Source organism: Kribbella lupini (assembly GCF_039529595.1).
Classification (GTDB): Bacteria; Actinomycetota; Actinomycetes; order Propionibacteriales; family Kribbellaceae; genus Kribbella; species Kribbella lupini.
Genome location: NZ_BAAANC010000002.1, coordinates 852,054 through 877,868 on the forward strand (window position 1 = coordinate 852,054; position 25,815 = coordinate 877,868).

Annotated in this window: 23 protein-coding genes; 9 read left to right on the forward strand and 14 right to left on the reverse strand. The window is 69.6% G+C overall.

Features of this window, described 5'->3' with window-relative positions:
• The first annotated feature begins 12 nt into the window (after window positions 1–12).
• A complete protein-coding gene (locus ABD235_RS17275; protein ID WP_344175195.1) occupies window positions 13–2,760 on the forward strand; it encodes an AAA family ATPase in 2,748 nt (915 codons plus the stop codon).
• A gap of 78 nt (window positions 2,761–2,838) precedes the next feature.
• Entirely contained in the window at window positions 2,839–3,825 is a 987-nt protein-coding gene (locus ABD235_RS17280; protein WP_344175196.1) for a pirin family protein, read from the forward strand.
• Here the strand turns inward: ABD235_RS17280 and ABD235_RS17285 are convergent.
• The gene (locus tag ABD235_RS17285; RefSeq protein WP_344175197.1) at window positions 3,822–4,136 is read right to left on the reverse strand and encodes a cupin domain-containing protein; all 315 of its coding nucleotides are present in this window, start codon (window positions 4,134–4,136) and stop codon (window positions 3,822–3,824) included. The two genes, ABD235_RS17280 and ABD235_RS17285, sit on opposite strands and share 4 nt — an antisense overlap.
• A 72-nt stretch (window positions 4,137–4,208) precedes the next feature.
• Here ABD235_RS17285 and ABD235_RS17290 point away from each other — a divergent pair, with 72 nt between their 5' ends.
• Both ABD235_RS17290 and ABD235_RS17295 read left to right on the forward strand, forming a co-directional pair.
• Window positions 4,209–5,159 (forward strand): helix-turn-helix domain-containing protein, encoded by a 951-nt coding sequence (locus ABD235_RS17290; protein ID WP_344175199.1) that lies wholly within the window; start codon window positions 4,209–4,211, stop codon window positions 5,157–5,159.
• Between the two features lie 22 nt (window positions 5,160–5,181).
• Window positions 5,182–6,420 carry an acyl-CoA thioesterase/bile acid-CoA:amino acid N-acyltransferase family protein gene (locus ABD235_RS17295; protein WP_344175200.1) on the forward strand — a complete coding sequence of 413 codons (1,239 nt, stop codon included), beginning with the start codon at window positions 5,182–5,184 and terminating at the stop codon, window positions 6,418–6,420.
• On the opposite strand, the gene ABD235_RS17300 is transcribed toward ABD235_RS17295, so the two are convergent.
• The 7 genes from ABD235_RS17300 to ABD235_RS17330 all read right to left on the reverse strand — a co-directional run bounded on the left by ABD235_RS17300 (window position 6,417) and on the right by ABD235_RS17330 (window position 13,048).
• Window positions 6,417–7,043 carry a phosphotransferase gene (locus tag ABD235_RS17300; RefSeq protein ID WP_344175202.1) on the reverse strand — a complete coding sequence of 209 codons (627 nt, stop codon included), beginning with the start codon at window positions 7,041–7,043 and terminating at the stop codon, window positions 6,417–6,419. The two genes, ABD235_RS17295 and ABD235_RS17300, sit on opposite strands and share 4 nt — an antisense overlap.
• Before the next feature lie 31 nt (window positions 7,044–7,074).
• A complete protein-coding gene (locus ABD235_RS17305; protein ID WP_344175203.1) occupies window positions 7,075–8,358 on the reverse strand; it encodes a glycoside hydrolase family 18 protein in 1,284 nt (427 codons plus the stop codon).
• Between the two features lie 150 nt (window positions 8,359–8,508).
• Window positions 8,509–8,859, reverse strand: a complete 351-nt coding sequence (locus ABD235_RS17310) for a DUF3140 domain-containing protein (protein WP_344175204.1) — start codon at window positions 8,857–8,859, stop codon at window positions 8,509–8,511.
• 112 nt (window positions 8,860–8,971) lie between these two features.
• Entirely contained in the window at window positions 8,972–9,484 is a 513-nt protein-coding gene (locus ABD235_RS17315) for a class IV adenylate cyclase (RefSeq protein ID WP_344175205.1), read from the reverse strand.
• 71 nt (window positions 9,485–9,555) lie between these two features.
• Window positions 9,556–11,115: a bifunctional phosphoribosylaminoimidazolecarboxamide formyltransferase/IMP cyclohydrolase gene (gene purH / locus ABD235_RS17320; protein WP_344175206.1), complete on the reverse strand. Its 1,560-nt coding sequence runs from the start codon at window positions 11,113–11,115 to the stop codon at window positions 9,556–9,558.
• Window positions 11,112–11,744: a phosphoribosylglycinamide formyltransferase gene (purN, locus tag ABD235_RS17325; protein WP_344175207.1), complete on the reverse strand. Its 633-nt coding sequence runs from the start codon at window positions 11,742–11,744 to the stop codon at window positions 11,112–11,114. Before purN ends, purH begins: the two co-directional genes overlap by 4 nt.
• Window positions 11,745–11,791: 47 nt before the next feature.
• Entirely contained in the window at window positions 11,792–13,048 is a 1,257-nt protein-coding gene (locus ABD235_RS17330; RefSeq protein ID WP_344175208.1) for a cell division protein PerM, read from the reverse strand.
• A gap of 157 nt (window positions 13,049–13,205) precedes the next feature.
• On the opposite strand from ABD235_RS17330, the gene ABD235_RS17335 reads away from it, so the two are divergent.
• Window positions 13,206–14,543, forward strand: coding sequence for a hypothetical protein (locus tag ABD235_RS17335; RefSeq protein WP_344175209.1), 1,338 nt, complete (start codon window positions 13,206–13,208; stop codon window positions 14,541–14,543).
• A gap of 55 nt (window positions 14,544–14,598) precedes the next feature.
• On the opposite strand, the gene sucD is transcribed toward ABD235_RS17335, so the two are convergent.
• Window positions 14,599–15,489, reverse strand: coding sequence for a succinate--CoA ligase subunit alpha (gene sucD, locus ABD235_RS17340; protein ID WP_344175210.1), 891 nt, complete (start codon window positions 15,487–15,489; stop codon window positions 14,599–14,601).
• Window positions 15,490–15,502: 13 nt separating this feature from the next.
• On the reverse strand, window positions 15,503–16,678 hold the full coding sequence (gene sucC, locus ABD235_RS17345) for an ADP-forming succinate--CoA ligase subunit beta (RefSeq protein WP_344175211.1): 1,176 nt from the start codon (window positions 16,676–16,678) through the stop codon (window positions 15,503–15,505).
• 183 nt (window positions 16,679–16,861) lie between these two features.
• Between sucC and ABD235_RS17350 the strand changes: the two genes are divergently transcribed.
• Window positions 16,862–18,496: a glycoside hydrolase family 13 protein gene (locus ABD235_RS17350; protein ID WP_344175212.1), complete on the forward strand. Its 1,635-nt coding sequence runs from the start codon at window positions 16,862–16,864 to the stop codon at window positions 18,494–18,496.
• 183 nt (window positions 18,497–18,679) lie between these two features.
• Here ABD235_RS17350 and ABD235_RS17355 read toward each other — a convergent pair whose 3' ends face one another.
• The 4 genes from ABD235_RS17355 to icmB all read right to left on the reverse strand — a co-directional run bounded on the left by ABD235_RS17355 (window position 18,680) and on the right by icmB (window position 22,783).
• The gene (locus ABD235_RS17355) at window positions 18,680–19,555 is read right to left on the reverse strand and encodes a carbohydrate ABC transporter permease (RefSeq protein ID WP_344175213.1); all 876 of its coding nucleotides are present in this window, start codon (window positions 19,553–19,555) and stop codon (window positions 18,680–18,682) included.
• Entirely contained in the window at window positions 19,555–20,610 is a 1,056-nt protein-coding gene (locus tag ABD235_RS17360; RefSeq protein ID WP_344175214.1) for a carbohydrate ABC transporter permease, read from the reverse strand. Before ABD235_RS17360 ends, ABD235_RS17355 begins: the two co-directional genes overlap by 1 nt.
• Window positions 20,611–20,701: 91 nt before the next feature.
• Window positions 20,702–21,976: an ABC transporter substrate-binding protein gene (locus ABD235_RS17365; RefSeq protein ID WP_344175216.1), complete on the reverse strand. Its 1,275-nt coding sequence runs from the start codon at window positions 21,974–21,976 to the stop codon at window positions 20,702–20,704.
• 387 nt (window positions 21,977–22,363) lie between these two features.
• Entirely contained in the window at window positions 22,364–22,783 is a 420-nt protein-coding gene (icmB, locus tag ABD235_RS17370; RefSeq protein WP_344175217.1) for a coenzyme B12-dependent isobutyryl CoA mutase small subunit, read from the reverse strand.
• 182 nt (window positions 22,784–22,965) lie between these two features.
• Here icmB and ABD235_RS17375 point away from each other — a divergent pair, with 182 nt between their 5' ends.
• The 3 genes from ABD235_RS17375 to ABD235_RS17385 all read left to right on the forward strand — a co-directional run bounded on the left by ABD235_RS17375 (window position 22,966) and on the right by ABD235_RS17385 (window position 25,706).
• Window positions 22,966–23,841 (forward strand): esterase/lipase family protein, encoded by an 876-nt coding sequence (locus tag ABD235_RS17375; protein ID WP_344175218.1) that lies wholly within the window; start codon window positions 22,966–22,968, stop codon window positions 23,839–23,841.
• 343 nt (window positions 23,842–24,184) lie between these two features.
• Window positions 24,185–25,072: a M23 family metallopeptidase gene (locus ABD235_RS17380; protein ID WP_344175219.1), complete on the forward strand. Its 888-nt coding sequence runs from the start codon at window positions 24,185–24,187 to the stop codon at window positions 25,070–25,072.
• A 94-nt stretch (window positions 25,073–25,166) separates the two neighbouring features.
• On the forward strand, window positions 25,167–25,706 hold the full coding sequence (locus ABD235_RS17385) for a DUF6886 family protein (RefSeq protein WP_344175220.1): 540 nt from the start codon (window positions 25,167–25,169) through the stop codon (window positions 25,704–25,706).
• Window positions 25,707–25,815: the final 109 nt, after the last annotated feature.

The following is a 25,815-nucleotide window of genomic DNA, read 5'->3' on the forward strand; positions in this document are numbered from 1 at the left end:
AGTCTCGGGCCCATGGCCGACCTGCCCGAGGATCTGCGGATCCTGCTCAGCGAAGACCGCTCGTACCTGCACGTGTTCGGGCCGAGCGCGCCCTGGCCGTTCCCGGACGGGTGGCTCGAGGAGACCAAGGCGCGGGCGACCGAGCTGGTCCTGGACCCGGCGTTCGAGCCCATCCGGCTGACCGGCGAGCTGAAGCGGACCCACCTGCGCGAGGACGCGCCGTACCTGGCGTCGGCCTTCCACGACCTGACGGCCCGGCTCTACCCGCCGATGAGCATCGTCAGCGGGCCGGGTGCGAACAACCTGGCGTACCTGATGGACGAGTTCCGCAAGGAGCCCTTCTCGCCGTACCAGTACGACAGCTGGATGTTCCGGAGCCGCTTCGAGCTACCCGGAGGCGCCTTCCAGGACCTCGGCGACGCACCCGACCTGCGGGAGCTGCTGGTCGGTTTCTTCCGCCAGGTGCTCGAGCTGTACCGCGGCGTCGAGCCGCTGGAACCGCGCCGGACCCTGATCGCCGAGCTCTTCGACCGGGTCGCCGACGACCCCGACCTGCTGCGCGCGCACCGCGAGCTCCCGTACGGCGAACTGAAGGAGCTGTGGCGCACCGAGCTGTGCGGCAGCGACGAGGCGTACGCCGTACTGCCGGAGCAGTCGGAGAACCCGCTGGAGCTGCTGATCTGGGGCATCACCCGGTTGCGGGCGGCGTACGCGGAGATCTCGGCCGTCACCTTCGAGCGCGAGCAGTCGTTCGACCTGCACCTGGCCGAGCTGTTGCACCAGGTCGGGCGGACCGACGTACCGGCCGGGCTGCTGTTCGCCGGGGTGAGCACGGCGCAGGTGCAGGAACACTTCGACGACATCGCGAAACGGCACGACCGCAAGGCGTGGATCCGCCGCCAGGAAGGCTGGATGGCGCGGGCTTGCGAGGCGGGGGCCGCTCATGCGGTCCGGCGCTGGCTGGCCGCGGCCTACCTGGTCGGCGGGTCCTTGAAGGGACTGCCGGGCTGGCCGCTCAAACCGACGGACCTGGCGCTGCCCGCGCTGTACCTACGGAACCTGCGCACGCTGTACGACCTCCGGGCCGCCGCCCGGCACCACACGGTCACGCCCGCCGGCCCGGACCCGATGGGTGAGCTGGCCGGGATGGTCGGGCTGACAACGGTCAAGGAGCAGATCGGCGAACTGGTCGCCGAGGCCAAGGTCGCCGGGCTCCGGGCCGGGGCGGGGATGACGATCACGCGGCGGACCCGCCCCTTGCTGTTCGTCGGCCGTCCGGGGACCGGCAAGTCGACCGTCGCGCGTCACCTCGCGGCGGCGTACCGGCAGCACGGCCGGCTCACCTCCGGGCACGTCGTCGCCGTCGGCCGCGCGGAGATCCTTGCCGGCGGCACCGGCCAGGCAGCCGCCAACGTGCGGAGCGCCGTTGCCCGCGCGGTCGGCGGCCTGCTGTACGTCGACGAGGTGCACCGGCTGGCCAAGCAGCCGGAGGCGCTGTCGGCGCTGGTGCAGGCGATGGACGAGCAGCGCGACGACCTGGTCGTCGTACTGGCCAGCTACCCGGATGCGATCACGGAACTGCTGGACAGTCACCCCGCGCTGCGGTCGCGGGTCCAGCGAGTGCTGAACTTCCCCGACTACACCGACGGCGAGCTGCTCACGCTCTTCCGCACCCTGGCCGGTACGGCGGGTTACGTGCTCGCCGACGACCTCGCCGACCGGGTCCCGTTGCTGCTGAGGCGGTTGCCCAGGGCAATCGGTTTCGGGAACGCCCGGGCGGCGCGCTCACTGCTGGAGCAGATCTCGGTCCGGCAGGCGGTCCGGATCGCGGCGCTTGCGGACCCGACGCCGGAACAGGTCCGCGAGCTGCTCGCCGACGACCTGCCCTTGCTTGCGAGCGAGGGCGTCGGGGTGCAGGAGCCGGCGACGACGCGCTCCGCGCTCGAGCAGCTCGACCAGCTGGTCGGCCTCAGCGAGGTCAAGGACGCCGTCCGCCGGCTGACCGCCGAGGCGGAGGCCGAGGTGCTGCGGGCGAAGGCCGGGATGAAGCCGGTCGAGCAGTCCCGGCACATGGTCTTCGTCGGCAACCCGGGGACGGGCAAGACGACGGTCGCCCGGCTGGTCGCCGAGATCTACCGGGACCTGGGCCTGCTCGGCAGCGGGCAGCTGGTCGAGGTGACCCGGGGCGACCTGATCGCGCAGTACATCGGTCAGACCGCGCCGAAGGTCCGCCAGGTGGTCGAGAGCGCGATCGGCGGGGTGCTGTTCATCGACGAGGCGTACGCGCTGGCCGACAGTACGGCGTACAGCGCGGAGGCGATCGCGACGCTGGTCCAGCAGATCGAGCTGCACCGGACCGACCTGGTGGTAGTGCTCGCGGGCTACTCGAAGGAGATGAAGACGCTGCTGGACGCCAACAGCGGGCTGCGGTCGCGGTTCCCGGTCACACTGCGGTTCGGCGACTACTCCGTCGGCGAGCTGGTGGAGATCTTCCGCGGCCTCGCCGACGACGCGGGGTTCACCCTCGGCGACGGCGTCGGCCAACGCGTCGGGCGGTTGCTCGGGCCGTTGCGCGGGCAGTACGGGTTCGGGAACGGGCGCGAGGCGCGCAGCGTGTTCGAGGCGACGGTCGCGCGGCAGGCCACGCGGATCGCGGAGATCGCCGAGCCGAGTCAGGCGCAGCTGGCCGAGCTGGTGCCGGCCGACGTTCCGTCGTACTGGCGGGAGCAGAGCACGCGCCTGGTCGGGCAGTACCTGTAACGGGGAATCTTCTGCGGCCTTGCCGCTGTTGGGGCAGTTAGTTTATTCTTGAACTACCTGCCCAGCGAGGAGACTTCCATGCCTGCCGTCACCGTCAGCGACATCACCGTGCTGCCCCGCGTCCACCAGCCCGACCCGGCCGTGTCCCGTGAGCGCGCGGTGCGGTCGGTGACGTCGGCGCCGACCGGGTACGAGGGCGAGGGGTTCCCCGTACGCCGGGCCTTCGCGGGCGTGGACCTGCGGGACCTCGACCCGTTCATCCACATGGACCAGATGGGTGAGGTCGAGTACGCGCCGGGCGAGCCGAAGGGCACGCCGTGGCACCCGCACCGCGGGTTCGAGACCGTCACCTACATGCTCGACGGGATCATGGAGCACCAGGACTCGCAGGGCAACGGCGGCGTGATCACCAACGGCGACACGCAATGGATGACCGCCGGGTCCGGCCTGCTGCACATCGAGACGCCCCCGGAGCACCTCGTCCTGAGTGGTGGGCTGTTCCACGGGATCCAGCTGTGGGTGAACCTGCCGGCCGCGCAGAAGTGGGCGGCGCCGCGGTACCAGGACATTCGCGGCGGCGACTCGGCGCTGCTGTCGACGCCCGACGGCGGCGCGCTGATCCGCGTCATCGCCGGATCGGTCGGCGGGTACGACGGGCCGGGGTCGACGCACACGCCGATCACGCTGGTGCACGCATCGGTGAGCCCGGGCGCGGAGATGGTGCTGCCTTGGCAGGCGGACTACAACGCGCTCGTCTACGTGCTGGCCGGTCAGGGCACGGTCGGTGCCGAGCGGCGGCCGTTCCGGAAGGGCCAGCTGGCGCTGTTCGGACCGGGCGACACGATCCGCACCGCCGCCTCGACCTCGCAGCCACTGGCGGAGCCGAACCTCGACGTACTGGTGCTCGGCGGTCGGCCGATTCGTGAGCCTGTCGCGATGGCCGGGCCGTTCGTGATGAACACCCGCGACGAGGTCGTCCAGGCCTTCGAGGACTTCCAGGCCGGCAAGCTCGGAACGATCCCGGCCGTGCACGGCGCACCGACCGAACTCCGCGAGTCGAACTAGCCCTCGGGGTAGAAGACGAAGATCGTGCAGCCCTCGGTGGTTTGAGGGACGTGCTGACTACCGGCCGGACAGTGGATGAAGCTGCCGGCCGGGTAGTCGCGCAGGCCGTCGTTGAAGACACCATCGACGACGTACACCTCCTCGGGGCCTGGCTCGTGCACGTCGATGCCTTGCCAGGTCGAGCCGGGGTCCATTTCCAGTACGTGGGCTGAGGCACCCGCCGGGCTCTTCCACAGTGAGCGCAGGCGGATGCCGGGGAAGAGTTCGCGGGTGGGTCGGTCGTCGGCCGGGGTGGTCCACTCGAAATCCATAGGCCTCAGCCTGCCGTGGCGCGAGGCTTGGCGGACAGTGTCAGGAAAGTCTTCATCGGGTACTTTTCTGCCATGGCCAGGCATCGGGTGGTCGCGCTGGTGAAAGCTCCGCAGAGCACGTTCGAGCTGGGGTGCGCGGCCGGGGTTTTCCGGGGCGACGAGTACAGCTTCGGCGTGTGCACGGAAACGCCGGGCGCGGTGGCGACGTTGAACGGTTTCGAGATGCTGGTGCCGTTGGGGTTGCGCGCGCTGGATCGCGCCGACACGGTGATCGTGCCGGGCTGGCTACCGATCGACGAGCCGCCGTCGCCGGCTGTCCTGCGCGCGCTGCAGCGGGCCCATCGGCGTGGTGCCCGACTCGTGAGCATCTGCTCCGGCGCGTTCGCTCTGGCCGCGACCGGTCTGCTGGACGGGCGAACCGCGACCACACACTGGGCGTACGGCGAGGAGCTGCAGCGCCGGTTCCCCGCCGTACGGGTTGATCCCGACGTGCTCTACATCGACCACGGTGACCTCGCCACCAGCGCGGGCTCCGGCACCGGGCTGGACCTCTGCCTGCATCTGGTCCGCACCGACCACGGTGCCGCGTACGCCGCCCGCGTGGCGCGCCGCATGGTGATGCCGCCGCACCGCGAAGGCGGCCAGGTCCAGTACCGCGTCGAAACCCCGAGCGCCGCCGTCGATTCCCTCGCGCCCCTGCTCGACTGGGCCTCCGACCGCCTGTCCGAGCCGCTGACCGTCGACGACCTCGCCAACCGCTGTGCCCTCTCCCCCCGAACCCTCACCCGCCGCTTCACCGAACAACTCGGCACCACCCCCGGCCAGTGGCTGCTCGCCCAACGCATCGCCCGAACCCGCCAACTCCTCGAAACCACCGACCTCCCCGTCGAAACCATCGCCCACCAGGTCGGCCTCTCCACCGCCACCAACCTCCGCCGCCGCCTCCAGTCCGCCCTGCACACCACCCCCAGCGCCTACCGCCGAGCCTTCAGGTCGTCGTCAGGTGACCTCCAGCCGAGGTAGACCGGTTGGTGGGGTGATGTGGATGCGTCGGGTTCTGGTGGTTCTGGCGGTTCTGGTGCTGGTGGCGACGGGGTGTTCCGGGCCCGGCGAGGTCCGGGTCGATGTCGGGCCCGAGGTGGTGGTGGCTGATGAGGTGACGCACGTGAAGGTCACTGGGCTGGGTGGTGGCGATCGGGTCGAGGTGGTGGCGGAGGCTACCGATCGGGCGGGGAAGAACTGGCGGGCGTCGGCGTCGTACGAGGCTGATGACGTGGGGGTGGTCGACCTGGACCGGGCGGCCCCGGTGGGTGGGAGCTACGGGGGCGTCGACGGGATGGGGTTGTTCTGGGCGATGAATCCGCCGGACGGGGATCCCGACCAGCAGTTCTACCTCCCGGAGGTGAACGGCGAGGGGCCGCACGCGGTCGTGCGGATCAGTGTGCGAGACGGCGCGAAGACACTGGCCACGGCGACGCAGACCCGCCGATGGGCGACGGACGGGGTGACCGACCGCGCGTTGACGTTGGCGAAGGACCAAGTGGTCGGCGGGTTGTTCCTGCCGAAGCCGGACGGGAAACGGCATCCGGCGGTGCTGCTGCTCGGTGGGTCCGAGGGCGGGATGAGCCAGGCGTTGACGGCCGCTCTGCTGGCCTCGCACGGGTTCCCGGCGCTGACGGTCGCGTACTTCGGTGCTCCCGGGCTGCCGAAGGCCCTGAAGGAGATCCCGCTCGAGTACTTCCGTACGGCGGCGTCGATCCTGGCCTCGCAACCGGGCGTCGACCGCGCGCACGTCGTCGCGTTCGGCCCGTCCCGCGGCGCCGAGGCCGCGCTGCTGATCGCGGAGAACTTCCCCACGCTGATCCACGGCGCGATCCTGTACGCGCCGAGCGCGAAAGTCGTCGCCGGCTTCCCCGACTACCTCACCAGTGCCTGGACCCTGCACGGCGAACCGCTGGCCACCGACGACCTGATCCCGGTCGACCGCGTCAGTGGCCCGGTCCTCACCGTCGCTGGTACGGCGGACGGCATCTGGCCGTCGGCTCCGGCCGCCCAGCTGATCGTCACCGAACTGGACGCGGCCGAGAACCCCTATCCCCACAAGGCCCTCGTCTACCCCGGCGCCGGCCACAACGTCGGCACCTACCCGTACATGCCCCAAGGCACCCGGGTCTACGAGCCGGCCGCCGACCACACCGCCTACCTCGGCGGCGACCGCCCCACCAACGCCGCGGCCCAGGCCGACGCCTGGCCCAAGGTCCTCGCGCTGCTGCGCAACCTCTAGAAGTTGTCGAGGCTTATGTACCAAGGGATCCGGTCGTCCTCCGGGTCCGCGCCGTAGTCCAGGGCGAACGAGCGCGCTGCCGGCGGGCCGCCGTACTGGGGGTTCAGGTCGCCGGACAGGCTCATCGTCATCAGGGCGACGTCGACGTACGGGTCGCCGAGGCCGAGGCGGCTGAGGTCCAGTACGCCGGTGAAGCGCAGGGTCTCCGGGTCGACCAGGACGTTCGGCATGCAGTAGTCGCCATGGGTGACGATTGTCTTCGCGCCCGGGAACGGCGAGGCGAAGGGGCAGTCGGTCAGGGAATGCAGCTGCCTCAGGCACTCAGCGACGGCTCGCAGTACGGCGGGGCGCTCGGCGGCGGGCCAGGGCTGGGAGGCGTCGCGGCCGGGGAGTGCCGAGGTCAGCATCCAGTCGTTGCCTCGATCAAGCAGTTGCGGACAGCCGAAGCCGGTCGCGCTGAGCCACGCGACCCGGTCCGCTTCGTCGGCAGCGTCGGGACCGGCCTTGTAGTAAAGGGTTTCCGTCCCACGCTCCAGCCGGACGACGGTCGCGCCGGAGCACCCGACGTGCACCGGTTCGGCGTTCCGCGCGCCGAACCGGTCGGCCAGGATGTCGAGGTCCACCCCGACACCCTAGGCCTTCGTCAGCGACATCTCACCGGAGATTACGGTGCAGCGACGTGATCAGCTCGCCGTCGGCGGTGTCGCCGTCCAGGGACCAGATCATCGCGCCGCCGAGGCCGCGATGGTTGATGTAGCGCGCCTTGCGCTTCATCTCGGTCGGGTCGTCCCAGGTCCAGAACGTCGTACCGTCGAACAGCCAGGCGAAGCCGGCCTTCTCGTCGCGGTGGACGGTGAACTTGCCCAGCTGGGCCTTGAGCAACTTGTAGTCCTCGTACCCAGGCTCGTACGTCGCCGGAGCGGCGCCGGTGGCGGGCTGGAAGAGGCCGTTGTTCTGGTTCGTCACGCCCGTCCAGCCGCGACTGTAGAACGGGACGCCCATCACCAGCTTGCTCCGCGGCGCGCCGCGGGTCAGGTACGCGTCGATCGTCACCTGCGAGCTGAACTCGGCCGGCGCGGGATCACCGGCAGGCCCGTCGATCGCGGACTGCTGGTTGGTCTGCGGGTCCCAGGCGCCGTGGTAGTCGTAGCCCTGCGTCGTACCGAAGGTCAGGTCCTTGAAGAGCTTCTTGACCTCGAACCCGTTGTCGATCTGGGCCGGTGCGGCCGGCAGGAACGCCGAGAGCGTGTACCGGCCCTTGAACGGCCAGGACGAACGGTCGAGCTGGGTGCGGTATTCGTGCACCAGCGCGGAGAAGTTCTGCTTGTCCTGGGGCCGGATCACGTTGCCCGGGTTGCCTTCGCTGCCCGGCCACTCCCAGTCCAGGTCGACGCCGTCGAAGACACCCTTCGCGGCACCGGCCGGTGCGCCCGGCAGGTTCCCCTTGATCCACAGGTCCAGGCAGGACTTCACGCTGGCCGCCCGGCTGGCCGGGGTGAGCGCGGCGTCGGAGAAGTACTTCGATCCCGTCCAGCCGCCGAGCGAGATGCTGATCCGCAGCTTCGGGTACTTCTTCTTCAGCTGCTTGAGCTGGTTCAGGTTGCCGGACAGCGGCTGACCGGCAACGTCGGCCTGGCCGCTGACGCTCTGCTCAGCGGTGAACGGCCGCTGGTAGTCGGCCCACGGATCGCTGCTGACGCACTTGCCCTGCTCGTCCAGGAACCCGAACGCGTAGTTCAGGTGGGTCAGCTTGGCGGCCGTCCCGTTCTTCACCAGGTCGCTGACCAGGAAGTTGCGGTCGTAGCCGCTCCACTGCGTGTAGTACCCGACCACGCGCTTGCTGCTGTGCGCGTCGGCCGGTACCGCGGTCAACCCCACCGGCGCCACCACGGCCAAGGCCGTGAGCACCACGAAACTGCGACGACGTTTCACTGACATCGTTCTCCCCACCGGGCGGTCACATCGGGACAGGTGCGGCTCACCCTAAGTGCCACCGAGGAGTTCGGCAATGTCTCTACCGAAGTCATTTCGGCACAACGTCGCCAGCCAGGAGAGCGCTTTCTTTCCCCAGGCTCTTGAGTTAGTCGCTCAGAAGGTCTTGGCGCCCGTCGGCTTGAGCGGGTCGTGGCCCACCGACATCAACTTGTGGCGCCAGTGAGCGTCGCCCGCGACCGGGTCGAGGTCCTCGCCGCGTTCACGGCGGACGCGGATCGTCACGCGTTCCATGGTGGAGATGTCGTCGTCGGTGAGGTCAGCGCGGCGCTTGCCGAGAATCCGGACGACCTGGGCGCCCAGCTCCTCACCCGCATCCTCAGGCAGCGCCTCGGTGGTCTCGGACGACGCGTTCGTGCGCAGCCAGTCCTCCAGCTCGCGCGACGTCATGTTCACCAGCAGGTGGAACTCGTCCCACAGCTCGTCGGACACCTTGCTCTCAGCCATCAGCACTCCTCGTGGGCCTGGTCAAAACCCTCCCTCGCCCGGCCTGTGCCCACCCGCGGCCGACGTACACACGGCCGGCGTCACGCCTCGGGAGTGCCGAACCGCAACTCGGTCAAGCCTGCCAAGTCGATCCCGTAGCGCGCGTAACCTTGACCGTGTTCTCGCCGGTCAACCGCTCCGCCTCCACCCCGAGCAGTCCCGCCACCTCCACCACGTGGTCCCGTGAGCTCCCTTCGATCTCCAGGTACGCCGGAATCAACGGCCAGCTGTCGATCTCCAGCCGCGCTCCCGCCAGCTCGAAACTCTCCCGCCGGTTCTCCTGGTACGACTTCGCCCGGAATCCCATCCGCTGCACCAGCTCGTGCGCGTCGGCGAAGTCCCCCACCGTCACCTCGGTCTCGGTGGTTCCGTCGATGCCGTCGTGGGCGATCTCCTTGACGGTCAGGGTGGCCTGGCTGCCGTCGTCGCGGAGGCGGATCCAGCGGCTGGTGTCACCGGGCGTCACGTCGTACACGAAGCGGCGGAGCAGCACTTCTCCGAGGCGCCGGCCTCCGGCGGTCGCGATGCGGCGGCGGATGGCTGCTGCGTCGATGTCGAGGACCTTCGCCTCGTACTCGATCGGCACGTCGGTCCTCTCGGGAAAAAGACGCAGGAGGCGACCGCACCACGGCGGTCGCCTCCTGCGTGGGGAGAAACTCAGTGGAAGAAGTGTCGCGTCCCCGTGAAGTACATGGTGACGCCGGCCTTGGTGGCGGCTTCGATGGCGGCCTCGTCGCGGATGGAGCCGCCGGGCTGGACGACCGCGGTGACGCCGGCTTCGAGGAGGACCTCCAGGCCGTCCGGGAAGGGGAAGAACGCGTCGGAGGCGGCGACGGAGCCGGCGGCGCGTTCGCCGGCGCGGGTGACGGCGAGGCGGCAGGAGTCGACGCGGTTGACCTGGCCCATGCCGACGCCGACCGACGCGCCCTGGGAGGCGAGCAGGATGGCGTTGGACTTGACCGCGCGACAGGCCTTCCAGGCGAAGGCGAGGTCGGCGAGCACCTCGGGCGAGGCGGCCTCACCGGCGGCCAGGGTCCAGGCGTTCGGGTCGTCGCCCTCGGCCTGGAAGCGGTCGCTGTGCTGCAGGAGCAGGCCGCCGCTGATCGCGCGCATCTCGACGAGCTCGGCGTCCGAGCGCGGCGGCGCGACGAGCAGGCGGATGTTCTTCTTGCCCTGCAGGATCTCGACCGCGCCGTCCTCGTACGCCGGGGCGACGAGCACCTCGGTGAAGATCTCCGCGACCTGCTTGGCCATCTCGACCGAGACCGGGGCGTTGGTCGCGATCACTCCGCCGTACGCCGAGACCGGGTCGCACTCGTGCGCGCGCCGGTGCGCCTCGGCGATGTCGGCGCCGACCGCGATCCCGCACGGGTTGGCGTGCTTGATGATCGCCACCGCCGGCTCGGCGAAGTCGTACGCCGTCCGCCGCGCCGCGTCGGCGTCGACGTAGTTGTTGTACGACATCTCCTTGCCGTGCAACTGCTCCGCACCGGCCAGACCGCCGCGGCCGTTCAGGTACAGCGCGGCCGGCTGGTGCGGGTTCTCGCCGTACCGCAGGACGGCCTTCTTGTCCCACGCCGACCCGACCCACGCCGGGAACACCGAGCCGTCGCCGGTGTCGGTGAGCACGCTGCCCATCCAGGACGCGACGGCGACGTCGTACTCGGCGGTGTGCACGAAGGCCGCGGCGGCCAGCTTCTGCCGCTCGGCCAGCGAGAAACCACCCTCTTCCAGCACCGTGTAGATGTCCTCGTACTGCGAGGGCGAGGTCACCACGGCGACGTTCGCGTGGTTCTTCGCCGCGCCGCGGACCATCGACGGCCCACCGATGTCGATCTGCTCGATGCACTCCTCGGTGGAGGCGCCGGAGGCGACCGTCTCGGTGAACGGGTACAGGTTGCTGACCAGCAGGTCGAACGGCTCGACCCGCATCTCGGCCAGCTGCTCGACATGGTCGGCCTTGCGGACGTCGGCCAGCAGCCCGGCGTGCACCTTCGGGTGCAGGGTCTTGACCCGCCCGTCCAGGCACTCGGGGAAGCCGGTCAGCTCCTCGACCTTGGTGACCGGTACGCCGGCCGCGGCGATCCGCCCCGCCGTGGAACCGGTGGAGACGATCTGGACGCCGGCCGCGTGCAACGCGGAAGCGAGCTCCTCCAGACCGGTCTTGTCGTAGACGCTGATCAGCGCCCGGCGGATCGGCCTGCGGTCGGTGCTCACTTCAGTCGAACCTTTCGTCCGGTGATGGTCCAGCCCTGGCGAACCAGCCGGCCGACCCAGTCCACCAGTTGGCGGCGCTCGACCTCCTTGATCCGCTCGGTCAGGGTTTCTTCGGTGTCGTCGTCCTCAACCGGTACGACGACCTGGCCGATGATCGGCCCGGTGTCGACGCCGCCGTCGACGAAGAACAGCGTCGCGCCGGCCACCTTCACGCCGTACTCGAGCGCGTCACGGGGGCCATGGATGCCGGGAAAGGCCGGCAACAGCGCGTTGTGGGTGTTGATGTAGCGGTCCCCGAAGGCGGCGAGGAAGTCGTCGCCGACCAGCTTCAGGAACCCGGCCGAGACCACCAGGTCGGGCTGGTAGGAAGCGACCGACGCGGTCAGTGCGCGGTCCCAGTCGGCCCGCTCGGCGTACTCCTTGACCTTATGCACGAACGTCGGGACGCCGGCCGCCGCGGCCTTGTCGAGCCCGGCGATGCCGTCGCGGTCCGCGCCGACGGCGACCACCTGGGCGCCGTACGCGGGATCCTGGCAGGCGTCGAGCAGGGCCTGCAGGTTCGAGCCGGAGCCGGAGACGAGCACGACCAGCCGCGCGGGGTGAGGCGTGGGCGCCACCGGGTCTGTCACGCGCCAAACCTTATCGCCCGGGCTCAGGGCTCCGGTCGGCCGGGCCGTCAGGCCGTCGGCTGCACGTGCTCGGCCGGCCGGCGAGCCGCCAGTACGCCGGCCGCGACCGCCGCGCCGATCGCCATCCCGGCGCCGAGCAGCGCAGCGGCCGGAAGCGCGCTCGACACGCCGAAGTCGGCCATCCGCCCCGGCCCGGCCGAGCCGCCGGCCAGCAGCATCAGGATCAGCAGCCCCACGCTCGCCAGCAGCGCCGACATCGCGCCGCGCAGCGCGAACGCGTCCCAGCCCAGCGCGTCGGACTCCGGCGCGGCCAGCCCGCGCCGCGCCACCACGAGCCCGGCGACGACTCCGGCGAGCAACGGCACGATCGCGGTCAGCACCAGGAAGTACGTCGGCGTGCTGCCGTCACTCGGTACGGCGGCCAGCAGCGGCAGGGCGGGCAGGTTTCCGACGTCGACGCCGGTCGGCGCGATCGACGTCCCGACGCCGAGCTGGAACCCCGGCCCGGCCAGGAACGAGACGAAGTAGACGACCAGGTTCGGCAGCAGGCCGAGGCAGATCGCGAACAGCACGACCGACCCGACGACGCCGGTGTCGAGCAGGTCCAGCATCGCGGTCACCCGCGAGAAGCGGATCGCCAGCAGTACGCCGTACAGGAGGGCGGCGAAGCCGATCACGGTCAGTACGGCGGCCGCGGCAGCCGGTACGGCGTCGCGCAGCCCCGTCGGGGTCGCGTCGGCGAGGTCCGCGGCGGCGCCGGACTCGACCAGGATCCCGGCCGAACCCGCGACGACCGCCAGCGAGGCGGCACCGAGGAAGGCCGACAGCGGCGAGATCTTCAGCGCGCCCTCGGAGGTGAGCAGCGCGATGATCAGCGCGCCGAGACCGTACGTCGCAGCGAACACGCCGGCGGCGGTCAGCAGGTCCTTGCCACGGTCGGCGGCGCTGATCCGCGCGGTGAACCGGCCACCGCGGTACAGGCACCAGCCGACGAACGCGGTCAGGCCGAGGGGAGCGACCGAGATCGAGGCGCCGTTCAGGGTGAGCCCGGCCTTGTGGGCGAGCAGCCAGACCGACGCGCCGGCCCGGACCGCGCCGGAGGCTCCGCCGAAGGTCGCGGCCAGCCAGCCGATCACCGCGACCGCGGCACACGCCAGCAGCCCGGCCAGCAGACAGGCGCCCGCTCCGACGACAGCAGCGACCACCACCGGCCTGGGCGGGACAGTCGGCGCGGGCTGGGCGGGCCCGGGCGCCTGGTGGGATCCGCCGTCACGGGCGCCCGGACGGCTCAGCATGTCGGTCATCTAACCCCCATCGTCCCCCTCCGCCGGACACAGCTCGTTCTGACACGCCGGATGTGGAACACTTCGCCAGAGTTGACCTCGGCGTGGCTGATTTGCTTTGAGGGCTACCAGGTACATTCGGCGTGGACCAGGGGTTGAGTCAGGAGGTCTGGAGTCATTGTCCGGTTCCCACCGTGCGCCCCGCGGCGGAGGTCGCGCCGCGGCCCGTGAGGCGCGGCGTCAGCAGTCCCGCCGCCGGAACCAGATGATCGGCGCCGGAGCGGCGGTCGTGGTCCTGCTCGGCGGCGGCGGAATCGCCGCGGTGAACGCCTTCGGCGGCGACGACTCCCCGGGCGACTCCAAGTCCAGCCCTGACGCCAGCAAGGGCGCCGGCGACGAGAACGCGCTGGCCGACGCCAAGGTCCTGATCGACGGCCCGGCGGCCAAGCCGCTGACCGCGACCGGCAGCTGGGCGATCGCGGCGACGGCCGACGGCAGCAGCGCGCCGGACAAGTCGTTCGTCTGCCAGGCCCAGCGCTTCGCCGACCCGGCCGGGATCCGGACCTGGGTGCGGACGTTCAAGAACGCCACCACCAAGGACACCGCGGTCCAGTACGTCGAGGTCTCCAACGACACCGCCGCGGCCGGCAAGTCGTACACCACGATCACCGGCTGGCTGAGCCAGTGCAACACCCCGCAGGTCCGCCTGATCTCCAGCTACGTCACCGAGGGTCTCGGCGAGCGCGGCGTGATCGCGGTCTTCGGCCAGCCGACCGGCACCAAGTCGAGCAAGTACCGGACCGTCAGCGTGACGACGGCAGGCCAGGCGACGATGGTCGTCGAGCACGACACCACCGGCAGTACGCCGCCCAAGCCCGACGGCGTACTGGCCACCGCCAGCGCCGGGCTGAAGCGCATCTGCGCCGAGACCGGCGCCGACTGCGGCACCGGCACGCTGGCCGCCAAGGCCGGGCTGCTGCCGACCCAGGAGAGCGCCGGGTTCATGGCGCCGATCGACCTCCCCGTGCTGTCCAGCATCCAGAAGCCGTGGGTCAGCGTCGACGGTGAGGCCCGCTCCGGCACGCTGTGCGAGAAGATCGACCTGAAGAAGGCCAAGGCGACCAAGTACAAGACGCAGACGTACGTCGTACCGGACGCCCAGGTGCCGACCGAGTTCGGCCTGGACGCCACCGTCGCCAAGTTCGCCACCCCGGCCGCCGCGTCGGCGTTCGTGGCCCAGATCCGCAAGAACGTCGACGGCTGCGCGAAGACCACCTCGACCGCGACCGTGAAGTCGACCGGCTCGATCAGCCAGGGCGCGCTCAAGGGCGAGGCCTGGAAGGCCAGCTACGACACCGGCGGCGGCAAGATCTTCACCTTCCGGATCGGCATCGCCGGCTCCGGGGACCGCGCGGTCTACCTGCTGTACCCGGTGCTGAAGAACCTGGACATCACCGACAGCGTGTTCACCGACGTGCTCGGCCGCGCGGCGGACCGCTCGGCCACCTTCAAGTAGGCCCAACGCGAAAGGCCGCGGTCCGAGGACCGCGGCCTTTCGTCGTACGACGTACTTACTTGTTCAGGTCCTGCATGATGGCGCGCATCAGGTTGGCCGTCTCGGTCGGCGTCTTGCCGACCTTCACTCCGACCGCCTCGAGCGCTTCCTGCTTGGCGGCCGCCGTACCGGACGAACCGGACACGATCGCGCCCGCGTGGCCCATCGTCTTGCCCTCCGGCGCGGTGAAGCCCGCGACGTAGCCGACGACCGGCTTGGTGACGTTCTCCTTGATGAACGCCGCCGCCCGCTCCTCGGCGTCGCCGCCGATCTCGCCGATCATCACGATCGCGTCGGTGTCCGGGTCGTCCTGGAACGCCTGCAGCGCGTCGATGTGCGTGGTGCCGACGATCGGGTCGCCGCCGATGCCGATCGCGGTGGAGAAGCCGAAGTCGCTCAGCTCGTACATCATCTGGTAGGTCAGCGTGCCGGACTTCGACACCAGACCGATCCGGCCGGCGCCCGCGATGGTCGCCGGGATGATGCCCGCGTTCGACTCGCCCGGCGTGATGATGCCGGGGCAGTTCGGGCCGATGATCCGGGTCTTGCCGGAGGCCTGCGCGGCGGCGAAGAACGCGGCGGTGTCGTGCACCGGCACGCCCTCGGTGATCACCACGACCAGCGGGATCTCGGCCTCGATCGCCTCGAGCACCGCGTCCTTGGTGAACTTCGGCGGCACGAAGACGACCGACACGTTCGCGCCGGTCTCCTTCATCGCGTCCGCGACGCCACCGAAGACCGGAACGGCCTTGCCGTCGAAGTCGACGCTCTCGCCGGCCTTGCGCGGGTTCACGCCGCCGACGATGTTGGTGCCGGAGGCAAGCATCCGGGTGGTGTGCTTGGTGCCCTCGGAGCCGGTCATGCCCTGGACGATGACCTTGCTGTCCTTGGTCAGGAAGATAGACATGTTCAGCGATCCCTTACTTCGCAGCCAGCTCGGCGGCCCGCTTGGCGGCGCCGTCCATCGTGTCGACCCGCTCCAGACCGGCCAGGCCGGCCTCGTCGAGGATCCGGCGACCCTCGTCGGCGTTGTTGCCGTCCAGGCGGACGACCAGCGGCTTGCTGACCGCTTCGCCGCGGCCCTCGAGCAGCGCGAAGGCCTGCACGATGCCGTTGGCGACCGCGTCGCAGGCGGTGATGCCGCCGAAGACGTTGACGAACACGCTCTTCACCTGCGGGTCGGAGATGATGATCTCCAGGCCGTTGGCCATCACCTCGGCGGAGGCGCCACCACCGATGTCGAGGAAGTTGGCCGGCTTCTGCCCACCGAACTCCTCACCGGCGTACGCGACGACGTCCAGGGTGCTCATCACGAGCCCGGCGCCGTTGCCGATGATGCCGACGGAACCGTCGAGCTTCACGTAGTTCAGGCCCTTGGCCTTCGCCTTGGCCTCCAGCGGGTCGGCCGCCGACGAGTCGGCGAACTCCGCGAACTCCGGGTGCCGGAAGTCGGCGTTCTCGTCCAGCGAGACCTTGCCGTCCAGCGCCTCGACGTTGCCGTCCTTGAGCTTGACCAGCGGGTTGACCTCGACAAGCGTCGCGTCCTCGGCCAGGAACACCTCGTACAGCTTGACGATCTCCGGCGCGACCGCGTCGATGATGTCGGCCGGGTAGCCGGCCTGCTCGGCGATCTCGCGGGCCTTGGCCTCGTCGACACCGGTCGCCGGGTCGATCGAGATCTTGGCGACCGCGTCCGGGTTGGTGTGCGCGACCTCCTCGATCTCCATGCCGCCGGCCGCCGACGCGATGCACAGGTAGTTCCGGTTGGCCCGGTCGATCAGGAAGGAGAAGTAGTACTCCTCCGCGATCGAGGCCGCCGGAACGATGTTCAGCGTCTTGACGATGTGGCCCTTGATGTCGAGACCGAGGATCTCGCGGGCTCGGGCCTCCGCCTCGTCGGGCGAGGTGGCGATCTTGACGCCGCCGGCCTTGCCGCGGCCGCCGGTCAGCACCTGGGCCTTCACGACCACCGTGCCGCCACCGAGCTTCTCGGCCGCCGCGCGGGCTTCCTCCGGCGTGTGGACGACTTCACCCACCGTCGTCCGTACACCGTGCTTGGCGAAGACAGTCTTCGCCTGGTACTCCATCAAGTCCACGACTGTGGTCCCTCTCTCGCCTGTTCGAGTTGGGCCGCGGCAGGCAGCGGTGCGGAGAGGCACGGTCGCCGGGCGCGTTCCGTCGGGCTGAGACTAGCCACCCCGGCGCCCGTGGCAACAGCCGGGGTACACGCTGAGACGACTGTCACAGGTTGGTTGCCCCAGCGTGAAAGGCTGGTTCGCATGACTGAAGCATCAACCAGACCAGCTGACGACTGGTGGCGTAGTGCCGTCGTCTACCAGGTGTACCCCCGGTCGTTCGCCGACGCCGACGGCGACGGCACCGGGGACGTGAACGGGATCCGGGCCCGGCTGCCGTACCTGGCCCAGCTCGGCATCGACGCGATCTGGATCAGCCCGTGGTACCCGTCGCCGCTGCTCGACGGCGGGTACGACGTGTCGGACTACCGCGACATCAACCCCGAGTTCGGCACGCTGGCCGACGCCGACGCGCTGATCGCGGAGGCGCACGCGCTCGGGATCCGGATCCTGATCGACCTGGTACCGAACCACTGCTCCTGGGACCACCCGTGGTTCAAGGCGGCCCTGGCCGCGGGCAAGGGCTCTCCGGAGCGGGACCTGTTCTGGTTCCGTGACGGGGTCGACGGGCAGCCGCCGACGAACTGGCCGGCCGCGTTCGGAGGTGGCGCCTGGCAGCAGATCGAGGACGGGCAGTGGTACCTGCACATGTTCGACATCTCGCAGCCGGACTGGAACTGGGACCACCCGACGGTGATCGAGGAGTTCGACGCGATCCTGCGGTTCTGGTTCGACCGCGGCATCGACGGGTTCCGGATCGACGTCGCCGACTCGATGGCCAAGGACGCGACGCTGCCCGACGTACCGCTGAAGGACGGGCAGCCGACCCGCGAGAAGTACGTCGGCAACCCGTTCTACGACCAGCCGGGCGTGCACACGATCCACCAGCGCTGGCGCGCGATCGCCGACGAGTACGCCGACACCCCGCAGGGCCCGCGGGTCTTCGTGGCCGAGGCCTGGCTGTCGCCGGCCGAGCGGCTGGCCCAGTACGTGCGCTCCAACGAGCTGCACTCGGCGTTCAACTTCGACGTACTGCGGTGCGCGTGGGACGCGAAGGAGCTGCGGCAGGTCATCGACTACACCACCGAGAGCCTGTGGGCCGTCGGTGCGCCGGCGACCTGGGTGTTGAGCAACCACGACACCATCCGGCACCGCACGCGGTACGGCCGGGCGCTGCAGGACGCGCTGGCCGGTGCCGGCGAGGTCCCGACCGACCTGGCGCTCGGACTGCGCCGGGCCCGGGCGGCGGCGCTGCTGGAGCTGGCACTGCCAGGTGGCGCGTACATCTACCAGGGCGACGAGCTGGGCCTGCCCGAGGTGGAGGACCTGCCGGAGGAGACCCTGGACGACCCGACCTGGGAGCGCTCCGGCCACACCGTCCGCGGCCGGGACGGCTGCCGGGTGCCGATCCCGTGGAGCGGCAGCGAACCGCCGTACGGGTTCAGCGACGGTACGAGCCAGCCCTGGCTCCCGCAGCCCGCCGACTGGGCGCCGCTGACGGCCGCGGCCCAGGAGAGCGACCCGGACAGCCACCTGAACCTCTACCGGGCCGCGCTGAAGATCCGGCGCACCGAAGAGGCCCTCGGCGAAGGCCGCCTCACCTGGGACGACGACGCTCCCGCCGGAGTCCTGTCCTTCACCCGCGACCCGGGCTTCCGCTGCGTGGTCAACCTCGGCAGCGCGCCGATCGACCTCCCCGCCGGCGAGCTCCTGCTCGCCTCGGAGCCCCTGCTCGACGGCGAACTCCCCGTCGACGCAACGGTCTGGCTGAAGGTCTAGAACGACTCAGGGCCGGCACCCGAAGGTGCCGGCCCTGAACTTCTTCTCAGCGACGCCGGTCGCGATCCTCACGATCGCGGCGGTCGCGTTCTTCGCGATCCCTGCGGTCCCGGTCCTCCCGGTCCCGGCGGTCCCGCTCCTCGCGGTCGCGCCGATCGCGTTCGTCGCGGTCCCGGTCGTAGCTCACTTCACGCCGCCTGCCGTCAGGCCGGCGACGATCCGGCGCTGGAAGATCAGCACCGCGATCACCAGCGGGATGGTGACGACGACACCGGCGGCCATCTGGCTGCCGAACGGTTGGTCTCGCCCGGAGGCACCGGTGAACTGCGAGATGACCACGTTGGCGGTCTGCAGTTCCTTCTTGTTGATCATGCTCAGCGCGATGAGGAACTCGTTCCAGGCCGCGATGAACGTGATGATCGCCGTGGTGAACACGCCAGGTGCCGCGAGCGGCAGGATGACCTTGTAGAACGCCTGCGCCGGAGTGCAGCCGTCCACCATCGCCGCTTGTTCCAGTTCCCGCGGCATCTGCCGGAAGAACGTGGTCAACGTCCACACCGCCAACGGCAGCGCGAACGAGAGGCTCGGGACGATCATCGCCTGGTAGGTGTTGATCCACTTGATGTCGATGAACAGCTTCAGCAGCGGGATCACCAGCGAGATGCCCGGGAACATCGACGTGGTGATGATGATCGCCAGCACCACGTTCTTGAACCGGAACTCCAGCCGGGCCAGCGTGTAGGCCGCGACCATGCCGATCACCAGGGTCAGGATCGTCACCGTCCCGGCCACCAGCAGGCTGTTCAGCAGGGCGCGACCGAACCCTGTGCCCGGCTTGAAGACGTCCGTGAAGTTCGTCAGCGACCAGGTGGTCGGGATGATCGAGTTCTCGAACTGGTCGGTCGGCCGGCGCAAAGCCGAGACGACCATCCAGTAGAACGGCGCCAGGCAGTACAGGACGATGATCGCCACACCCACCAGAGGCAGGTACTTCCGCAGCGGGCTCGCCTCAGCCGCCTTGACGTCGATCTTGGCCGGAGCATTGGTTGCCGTGGCCATCAGACTCCACTCCCCACACCGCTCATACCGGCAGCAGAACCCAACGCGACGCCCGGGGGCGCACTGTCACGGTCCTTGCCCTTCCTGGTCTTCTTCTTCTGCACAGCGTCGCCCAGCACGTCCGCACCAAGCAGTTTCACGAACACGAACGCCACGATCGCGACGTACAGGAACAGCAACGTCGCGTACGCCGCGGCCGGACCGTACCTGGTCTGGTTCGCCTCCAGATAGGCCAGTATCGACAGCGTCTCCACGGACTGCTTGTTCGGACCGACCAGGACGAACGGCAGGTCGAAGATCCGCAGCGTGTCGAGAATGCGGAACAGCACGGCGACCAGCAGCGCCGGCTTCACCAACGGCAGCGTGATCTTCAGGAAGGTCTGGAACGGACTGGCACCGTCGACCTTCGCCGCCTCGTACACCTCGTCGGGAATGGTCTGCAGGCCCGCGAGCACCAGCAGCCCGATGAACGGCGCGGTCTTCCAGGTGTCGGCGACGATCACCGACGCGACCGACTGCCATCCTTCGGTCGACCACAGGATCTGCGTCCCGAGCAGCGCGTTCGCGGCGCCGTCGGCCTGGAAGATCCACTTCCACAGCAGCGCCGACACCACGGTCGGGATCGCCCACGGCACCAGGATGCTGGCCCGGACGATGGCGCGGCCCTTGAACGCCTTGTGCATCACCAGAGCCATCGCCACCCCGAGCACGGTCTCCAGGACCACACACGTGACGGTGAAGAACGTGGTGTTGTAGAACGCGTTCCAGAAACGCTCCCCGGTCTCCCCGGAGAAGATCGCGGTGTAGTTGTCGAGCCCGACGAACTCCGAGCCCTTGATCACGAACCCGTCCGCGTCGACGCGCTGACCGCTGGTGTAGAGCGACTCCCGCAGCGCCGAGATGATCGGGTAGACGACGACCAGGACCAGGACGATCAGGGTCGGGGACAGCAACAGCGCGGCCAGCCGCCCGGTGCCTTCGTTGAACGTTGTCTTGCGGACCTTGCCGGTCCCCGTTGGTGGTCGCTGCGTGGCGACCACGTCGGATGCACTCACCTTCGCCTCCTTCTCTCCACGGCCTCACGGCGGTGGGGACAGGCCGGGGCCGGTACGCAGCAGTCGCTGCGTACCGGCCCCGCCGGTTCGATCATTGCGTGATGAGCGTGCTCAGCTTGGTCTGCAAGCCGGCCAGCGCATCCTTCGGAGGTGTCGTGCCGGTCAGGGCGCCGTACGCGGCTTCCTGGATGGCGGTGGTGACATCGCCGTACTTGACCACCTTCGGCCGCGACTTCGCGGACTCGATCGAGGCCTTCAGCGGAGCGAGGTAGGGGAACTGCTTGGTCAGCGCCGGGTCGTCGTACAGCGACGCCCAGGTCGGGGCCTGCGAGGTCTTCTCGATGTTGGCCTTCTGGCGCTCCTCGCTGGACATGAACTTGATGAAGTCCGCCGCGGTCGCCTTGTTCTTGGCGAACTCCGAGATCGCGTAGTTGTGCCCACCGAGGGTGGACACGCCCGGGCCCTTCAGACCCGGCAGCGGCGCGACCGCGAACTTGCCGGCGATCTTCGACGAACCGTCGGTCTTGCCGGCCAGCGCGTACACGTACGGCCAGTTCCGGTGGAAGATCAGGTTGCCCTCCTGGAAGGCCCGTCGGCCGGGCTCCTCCTGGTAGGTGATCGCGGCCTTCGGGATCTCACCCGACTTGAAGCCGTCGACCAGGAAGTTCAGGCCTTCCAGCGCCTCGGGGGTGTCGACGTTCGGCTTGCCGTCCTCGCCGACGACCACACCGCCCGCACCGTTGACCGCCTCGGAGAAGTTGACCGTGAGGCCCTCGTACTTCTCGAACTGTCCGGCGTAGCAGTTGGCGCTCTTTGCCTCCGGCAACGCCTTGACCTTGGCGCAGGCGTCCTTCATCTCGGCCCACGTCGTCGGCGGCTTCACGCCCGCCTTGTCCAGCAGGTCCTTGCGGTAGTACAGCAGACCACCGTCGGACGTCACCGGTACGGCGTACAGCTTGTCGCGGTACTTGGCCGTGTCGAGGGTCGACGGCAGCAGCTTCCCGAGATCCGGGAACTGGTCCTGCGGCAGCTCGGTGACCCAGCGGTTCGCGGCGAACTCGGCCGTCCAGACGACGTCGAGGTTCAGCACGCTGAACGAGTCGGACTTGTTCTGCGCGTTCTGGATCATCTGCGCGCGCTGCTGGTCCGCCGACTCCGGAAGCTCCGAAACCGTGACCTTCTCGTCCGGGTGCTGCGAGTTCCACGCGGCGACCTGGTTGGTCAGGTTCCCCGACGTGTCCTTGCCGGTGGCAAACGTGATCGGACCGCGCCCTTCGAGCGCTCCCCCGGCCGAACCGCCGCCGCCACCGCTGTCCCCGTCGTCACCGCCGCACGCGGAGGCCAGCAGCACAAGGCTGCCGGTCATGGCCAGAGCGACCGCCCGGCGTGCGTGTGATCGTTCAAACCTCATCGTGTACCTGCCCTCTCCCGATGGGATCTCACTTGGTCCTGCGCAGGTCGTCCACAGTCCCCCACCACGCTGCGATCCGCCCTGTCCGGACAGTAACCGAGATCGGGGGCGATGTGTCCTGAGCCACACACCTGAACCGCTCGTTCTGTACGGACAAACGCATGGCTGTATGCGACCGCGATTCGACAGCCCGCACAACCAGGTGTTTCTTAACGATTCGGTATTACCGATTAGTAACTAAGCTGAAACGACCGATCGGCTTCAGAACGACTGCGCACGGTCGTCGTCACACTCCGGAGCGGATCCGGTGCTCCGCTTCGCGCCGTACCGGCGGCTGCTCCGTCAGGCAGTGGTGGCCGACGCGTCGCCGACGTTGGTGCGGACCCAGTCGACGATCTCGTGGGTCGGCGCGCCGGGGGTGAAGATCCGGCGGACGCCGAGCTCGGCCAGCGGGGCCAGGTCGGCCTCGGGGATGATCCCGCCGCCGAACACGACGATGTCGTCGGCGTCCCGGGCGGCCAGCAGCTCACGGACCTTCTTGAACAGCGTCATGTGCGCACCGGACAGCACCGACAGGCCGATCGCGTCGGCGTCCTCGGCGATGGCGGTCTCGACGATCTGCTCCGGGGTCTGGTGCAGGCCGGTGTAGATGACCTCCATCCCGGCGTCGCGCAGCGCCCGGGCGACGATCTTGGCGCCCCGGTCGTGCCCGTCCAGGCCCGGCTTGGCGACGACGATGCGCAGGGTGCTGGTGGCAGGCATGGCTCGAGCCTTTCAGTACTGGAGCGCCGCGTTGCGTCCAGTTTCGCAGGTTATCCGAGGCGCACCTCACGGATAAGACACGAAGGCGTGTGTTCCCCGCCACGCGATCGGGGAACCGGTTACCGTGAAAGAGAAGTCAGACCAGTTGCGCGGGGGGTCTGATTCAAGGTGAGGAGTCGCCGATGAGTGCTGAGGCTGTCGATCAGTCCGGTGCTGCTGCGCGCAGCGGGCTGCGAGAGGCACTGGACGGACTCCGGTACGGCGCGCGCTCGGCGCTGTCACCTCGCGTACTCCAGGGCGCGGCGGTCGAGATCGGCTGGCTGACCACCCACCTGGCCATGTACCCGCTCGGCCTGGTCGGCGGTGCGGGCAGCCGCACGGACCGGCTCAGCCTGGACGGCCTCACCCCGGCTCAGCGCAGCCTGGTGGTCGGCGACGTCCGCGCGGCCGGTACGCCGATCCTGCTGGCGCACGGGATCGTCGACAACCACACCGTCTTCGCGCTGATGCGCCGGCAGCTGCTGCGCCGCGGGTTCAGCCGGATCCACACGTTCTCGTACTCGCCGCTGACGCTGGACGTGCGCTCGACCGCCGAGCGGATGGCGGCCGAGGTCGAGGCGCTGTGCGAGGAGTCCGGCTCGGACCAGATCCACATCGTCGGCCACAGCCTGGGCGGGCTGATCGCGCGGTACTACGTCCAGCGCCTCGGCGGGGACGAGCGCGTGCACAGCTGCGTCACGCTCGGCACGCCGCACCAGGGCACGGTCGCGGCCCGCCTGCTGCGCTGGCCGCTGGTGAAGCAGCTCCGGCCGGAGAGCGACCTGATGGAGGAGCTCGCCGAGCCGGCTGCCGACTGCCGGACGCGGTTCGTCGCGTTCTACAGCGACGTGGACCAGCTGATCGTGCCGCAGCGGCGGGCGCGGATCGCGCATCCGGACCTGATCGCGCGGAACGTGCGGATCCGCGGGGTCGGGCACCTGTCGCTGCCGTTCCACGGCGACGTGGTGCACCAGATCTCGGGTGTTCTGGCTCACCTTGACGACGAGCGGGTCGCCTGAGAGCTCGTCGTACGGGGTCGCGGGTGCTCGCCGTACGGGTGCGGACTGATCGCCGTACGGGCGGTGGGCTGATCGCCGTACGGACTCGCTCGATCACTGAAACTGAACTTGCCGGATCTTTGTCAAGATCCGGACCCGAAACTGGTTGACCTAGCAGGTTCCCAGGCGGGCGAGCGGATGCACGTGCAGCGGCTCATGCAAAAGTTTCGTGAAGGAGAGGCCCGAAACGGGGTGGCAGGGTTTGTCGGCTCGTGACCCGTCCGTTATGGTGCATGAGCCCGCCAGGGGAATAAACCCCGGGCGAGTGGACAGTGCCCCTCCCCTGTGACCGAAAGGCCACGTTGTGTCCCAGCACCGTGCCGCGGGAAACCGCGTCACGCCAGGCAACAGTGCTGCGCGCAAGACCGGCGCATCACGTCACGCCAAACATCGTGTTGCCCGGCGTAACACCCCCAGCAGTACCCAGATCGTCGGTCTTACCGCAGCGCTCGCTGCGGCGGCAGGCGCTGTCGGCTTCAGCCACAGCTCCCTGGCGTCGCCGACGCAGGCGAACTCCGCGGTCAACATCGCCGCTCTGTCGGGCGGCAGCAGCCTCTCCGAGGTCACCACGGCCCGGATCGAGCGCCGCCAGCTGGCCACCCGTGACTCCTCCCGGGTCGAGCTCACCAGCACCGACGCCACCAAAAAGCAGGCCGCCGCGGACCGCCTCTCCAAGGCCCGCGCCGCCAAGCTGGACGCCACCCGCGCACTGACTGCCAAGCGCGCGTCGTCGCTGGCCGCCGCCAAGGCCGCCGCGGCCGCCGCCGCCGAGAAGGCCCGCGAGTCGGCCACCCGCTGCGAGATGATGATCTCCGGCTACCACATCACCGCCACCTTCGGCCAGGGCGGCAGCCGCTGGGCCGCGAACCACACCGGCACCGACTTCGCCGCCCCGATCGGCACCCCGATCCGCTCGGTGATGAAGGGCAAGGTCATCTTCGCCGACTGGGCGGGCGCCTACGGCCGCCAGGTCCAGGTCGAGCACGCCGACGGCACCGTCACCTGGTACAACCACATGTCGAAGTTCAGCGTCGAGGTCGGCGAGACCGTGTACGCCGGCGACCAGGTCGGCGCGGTCGGCGTCACCGGCAACACCACCGGCCCGCACCTGCACTTCGAGGTCCACCCCAACGGCGGCTCGGCGATCAACCCGATGCCGTGGCTCCGCGAGGTCTGCGGCCTCAACCCCTGATCTTCGGTTTCCCTGTGTCCACTGACCTTGTTCCCACTGCTCCGGCACGGAAACGGGTCGCCTGACGATCGGCGAACCGCCTAGGCTCGCCGGCATGCGTCCGGCTCCTGGCGAGGTCCTGCACTTCTCCGAGGACCCGACGATCGAGGTCTTCCGCCCGCACGTCGCCGCCACCGCGCGGCAGAAGGCGCCGTACGTCTGGGCCGTAGGGCACGACCGTGCCCCCGACTACTGGTTCCCCCGGCAGTGCCCCCGCGCGATGGCGTGGGCGGGCCCCGGCACCACCCCCGAAGACCTAGCCCGCATCATCGGGCCAGGCTCCTCCCCACGCGTCCACGCCGTCGAGTACGCCTGGCTCGAGGCGATCCGCACCGTCAAGCTCTACGCCTACCGCCTCCCCGCCGCCCCCTTCGTCGAACACGACGCCGCCGTCGTCGCCACCACGGAGGTCGTCCCCCTCGCGCCGCCCGAACGAGTAGGCAACCTCTTCACCCTCCACGCCGAGGCCGGCATCCAACTCCGAGTCCTCCCCAACCTCCACGCCTTCTGGGACGAGGTCATCGCGAGCACCCTCGAGTACAGCGGCATCCGCCTCCGCAACGCCCTCCCGCGGCCGACCACTGCGCTGATGTAGACCGACCTGCGGCAGGTCCTCGACGTGCGAAGTACGGCAAGTGCCGAACGGGATACAGAGGAAGGTGCGGGCCGGGCGGCGTACTAGCTCGGGAACTGAGCTGGCACGA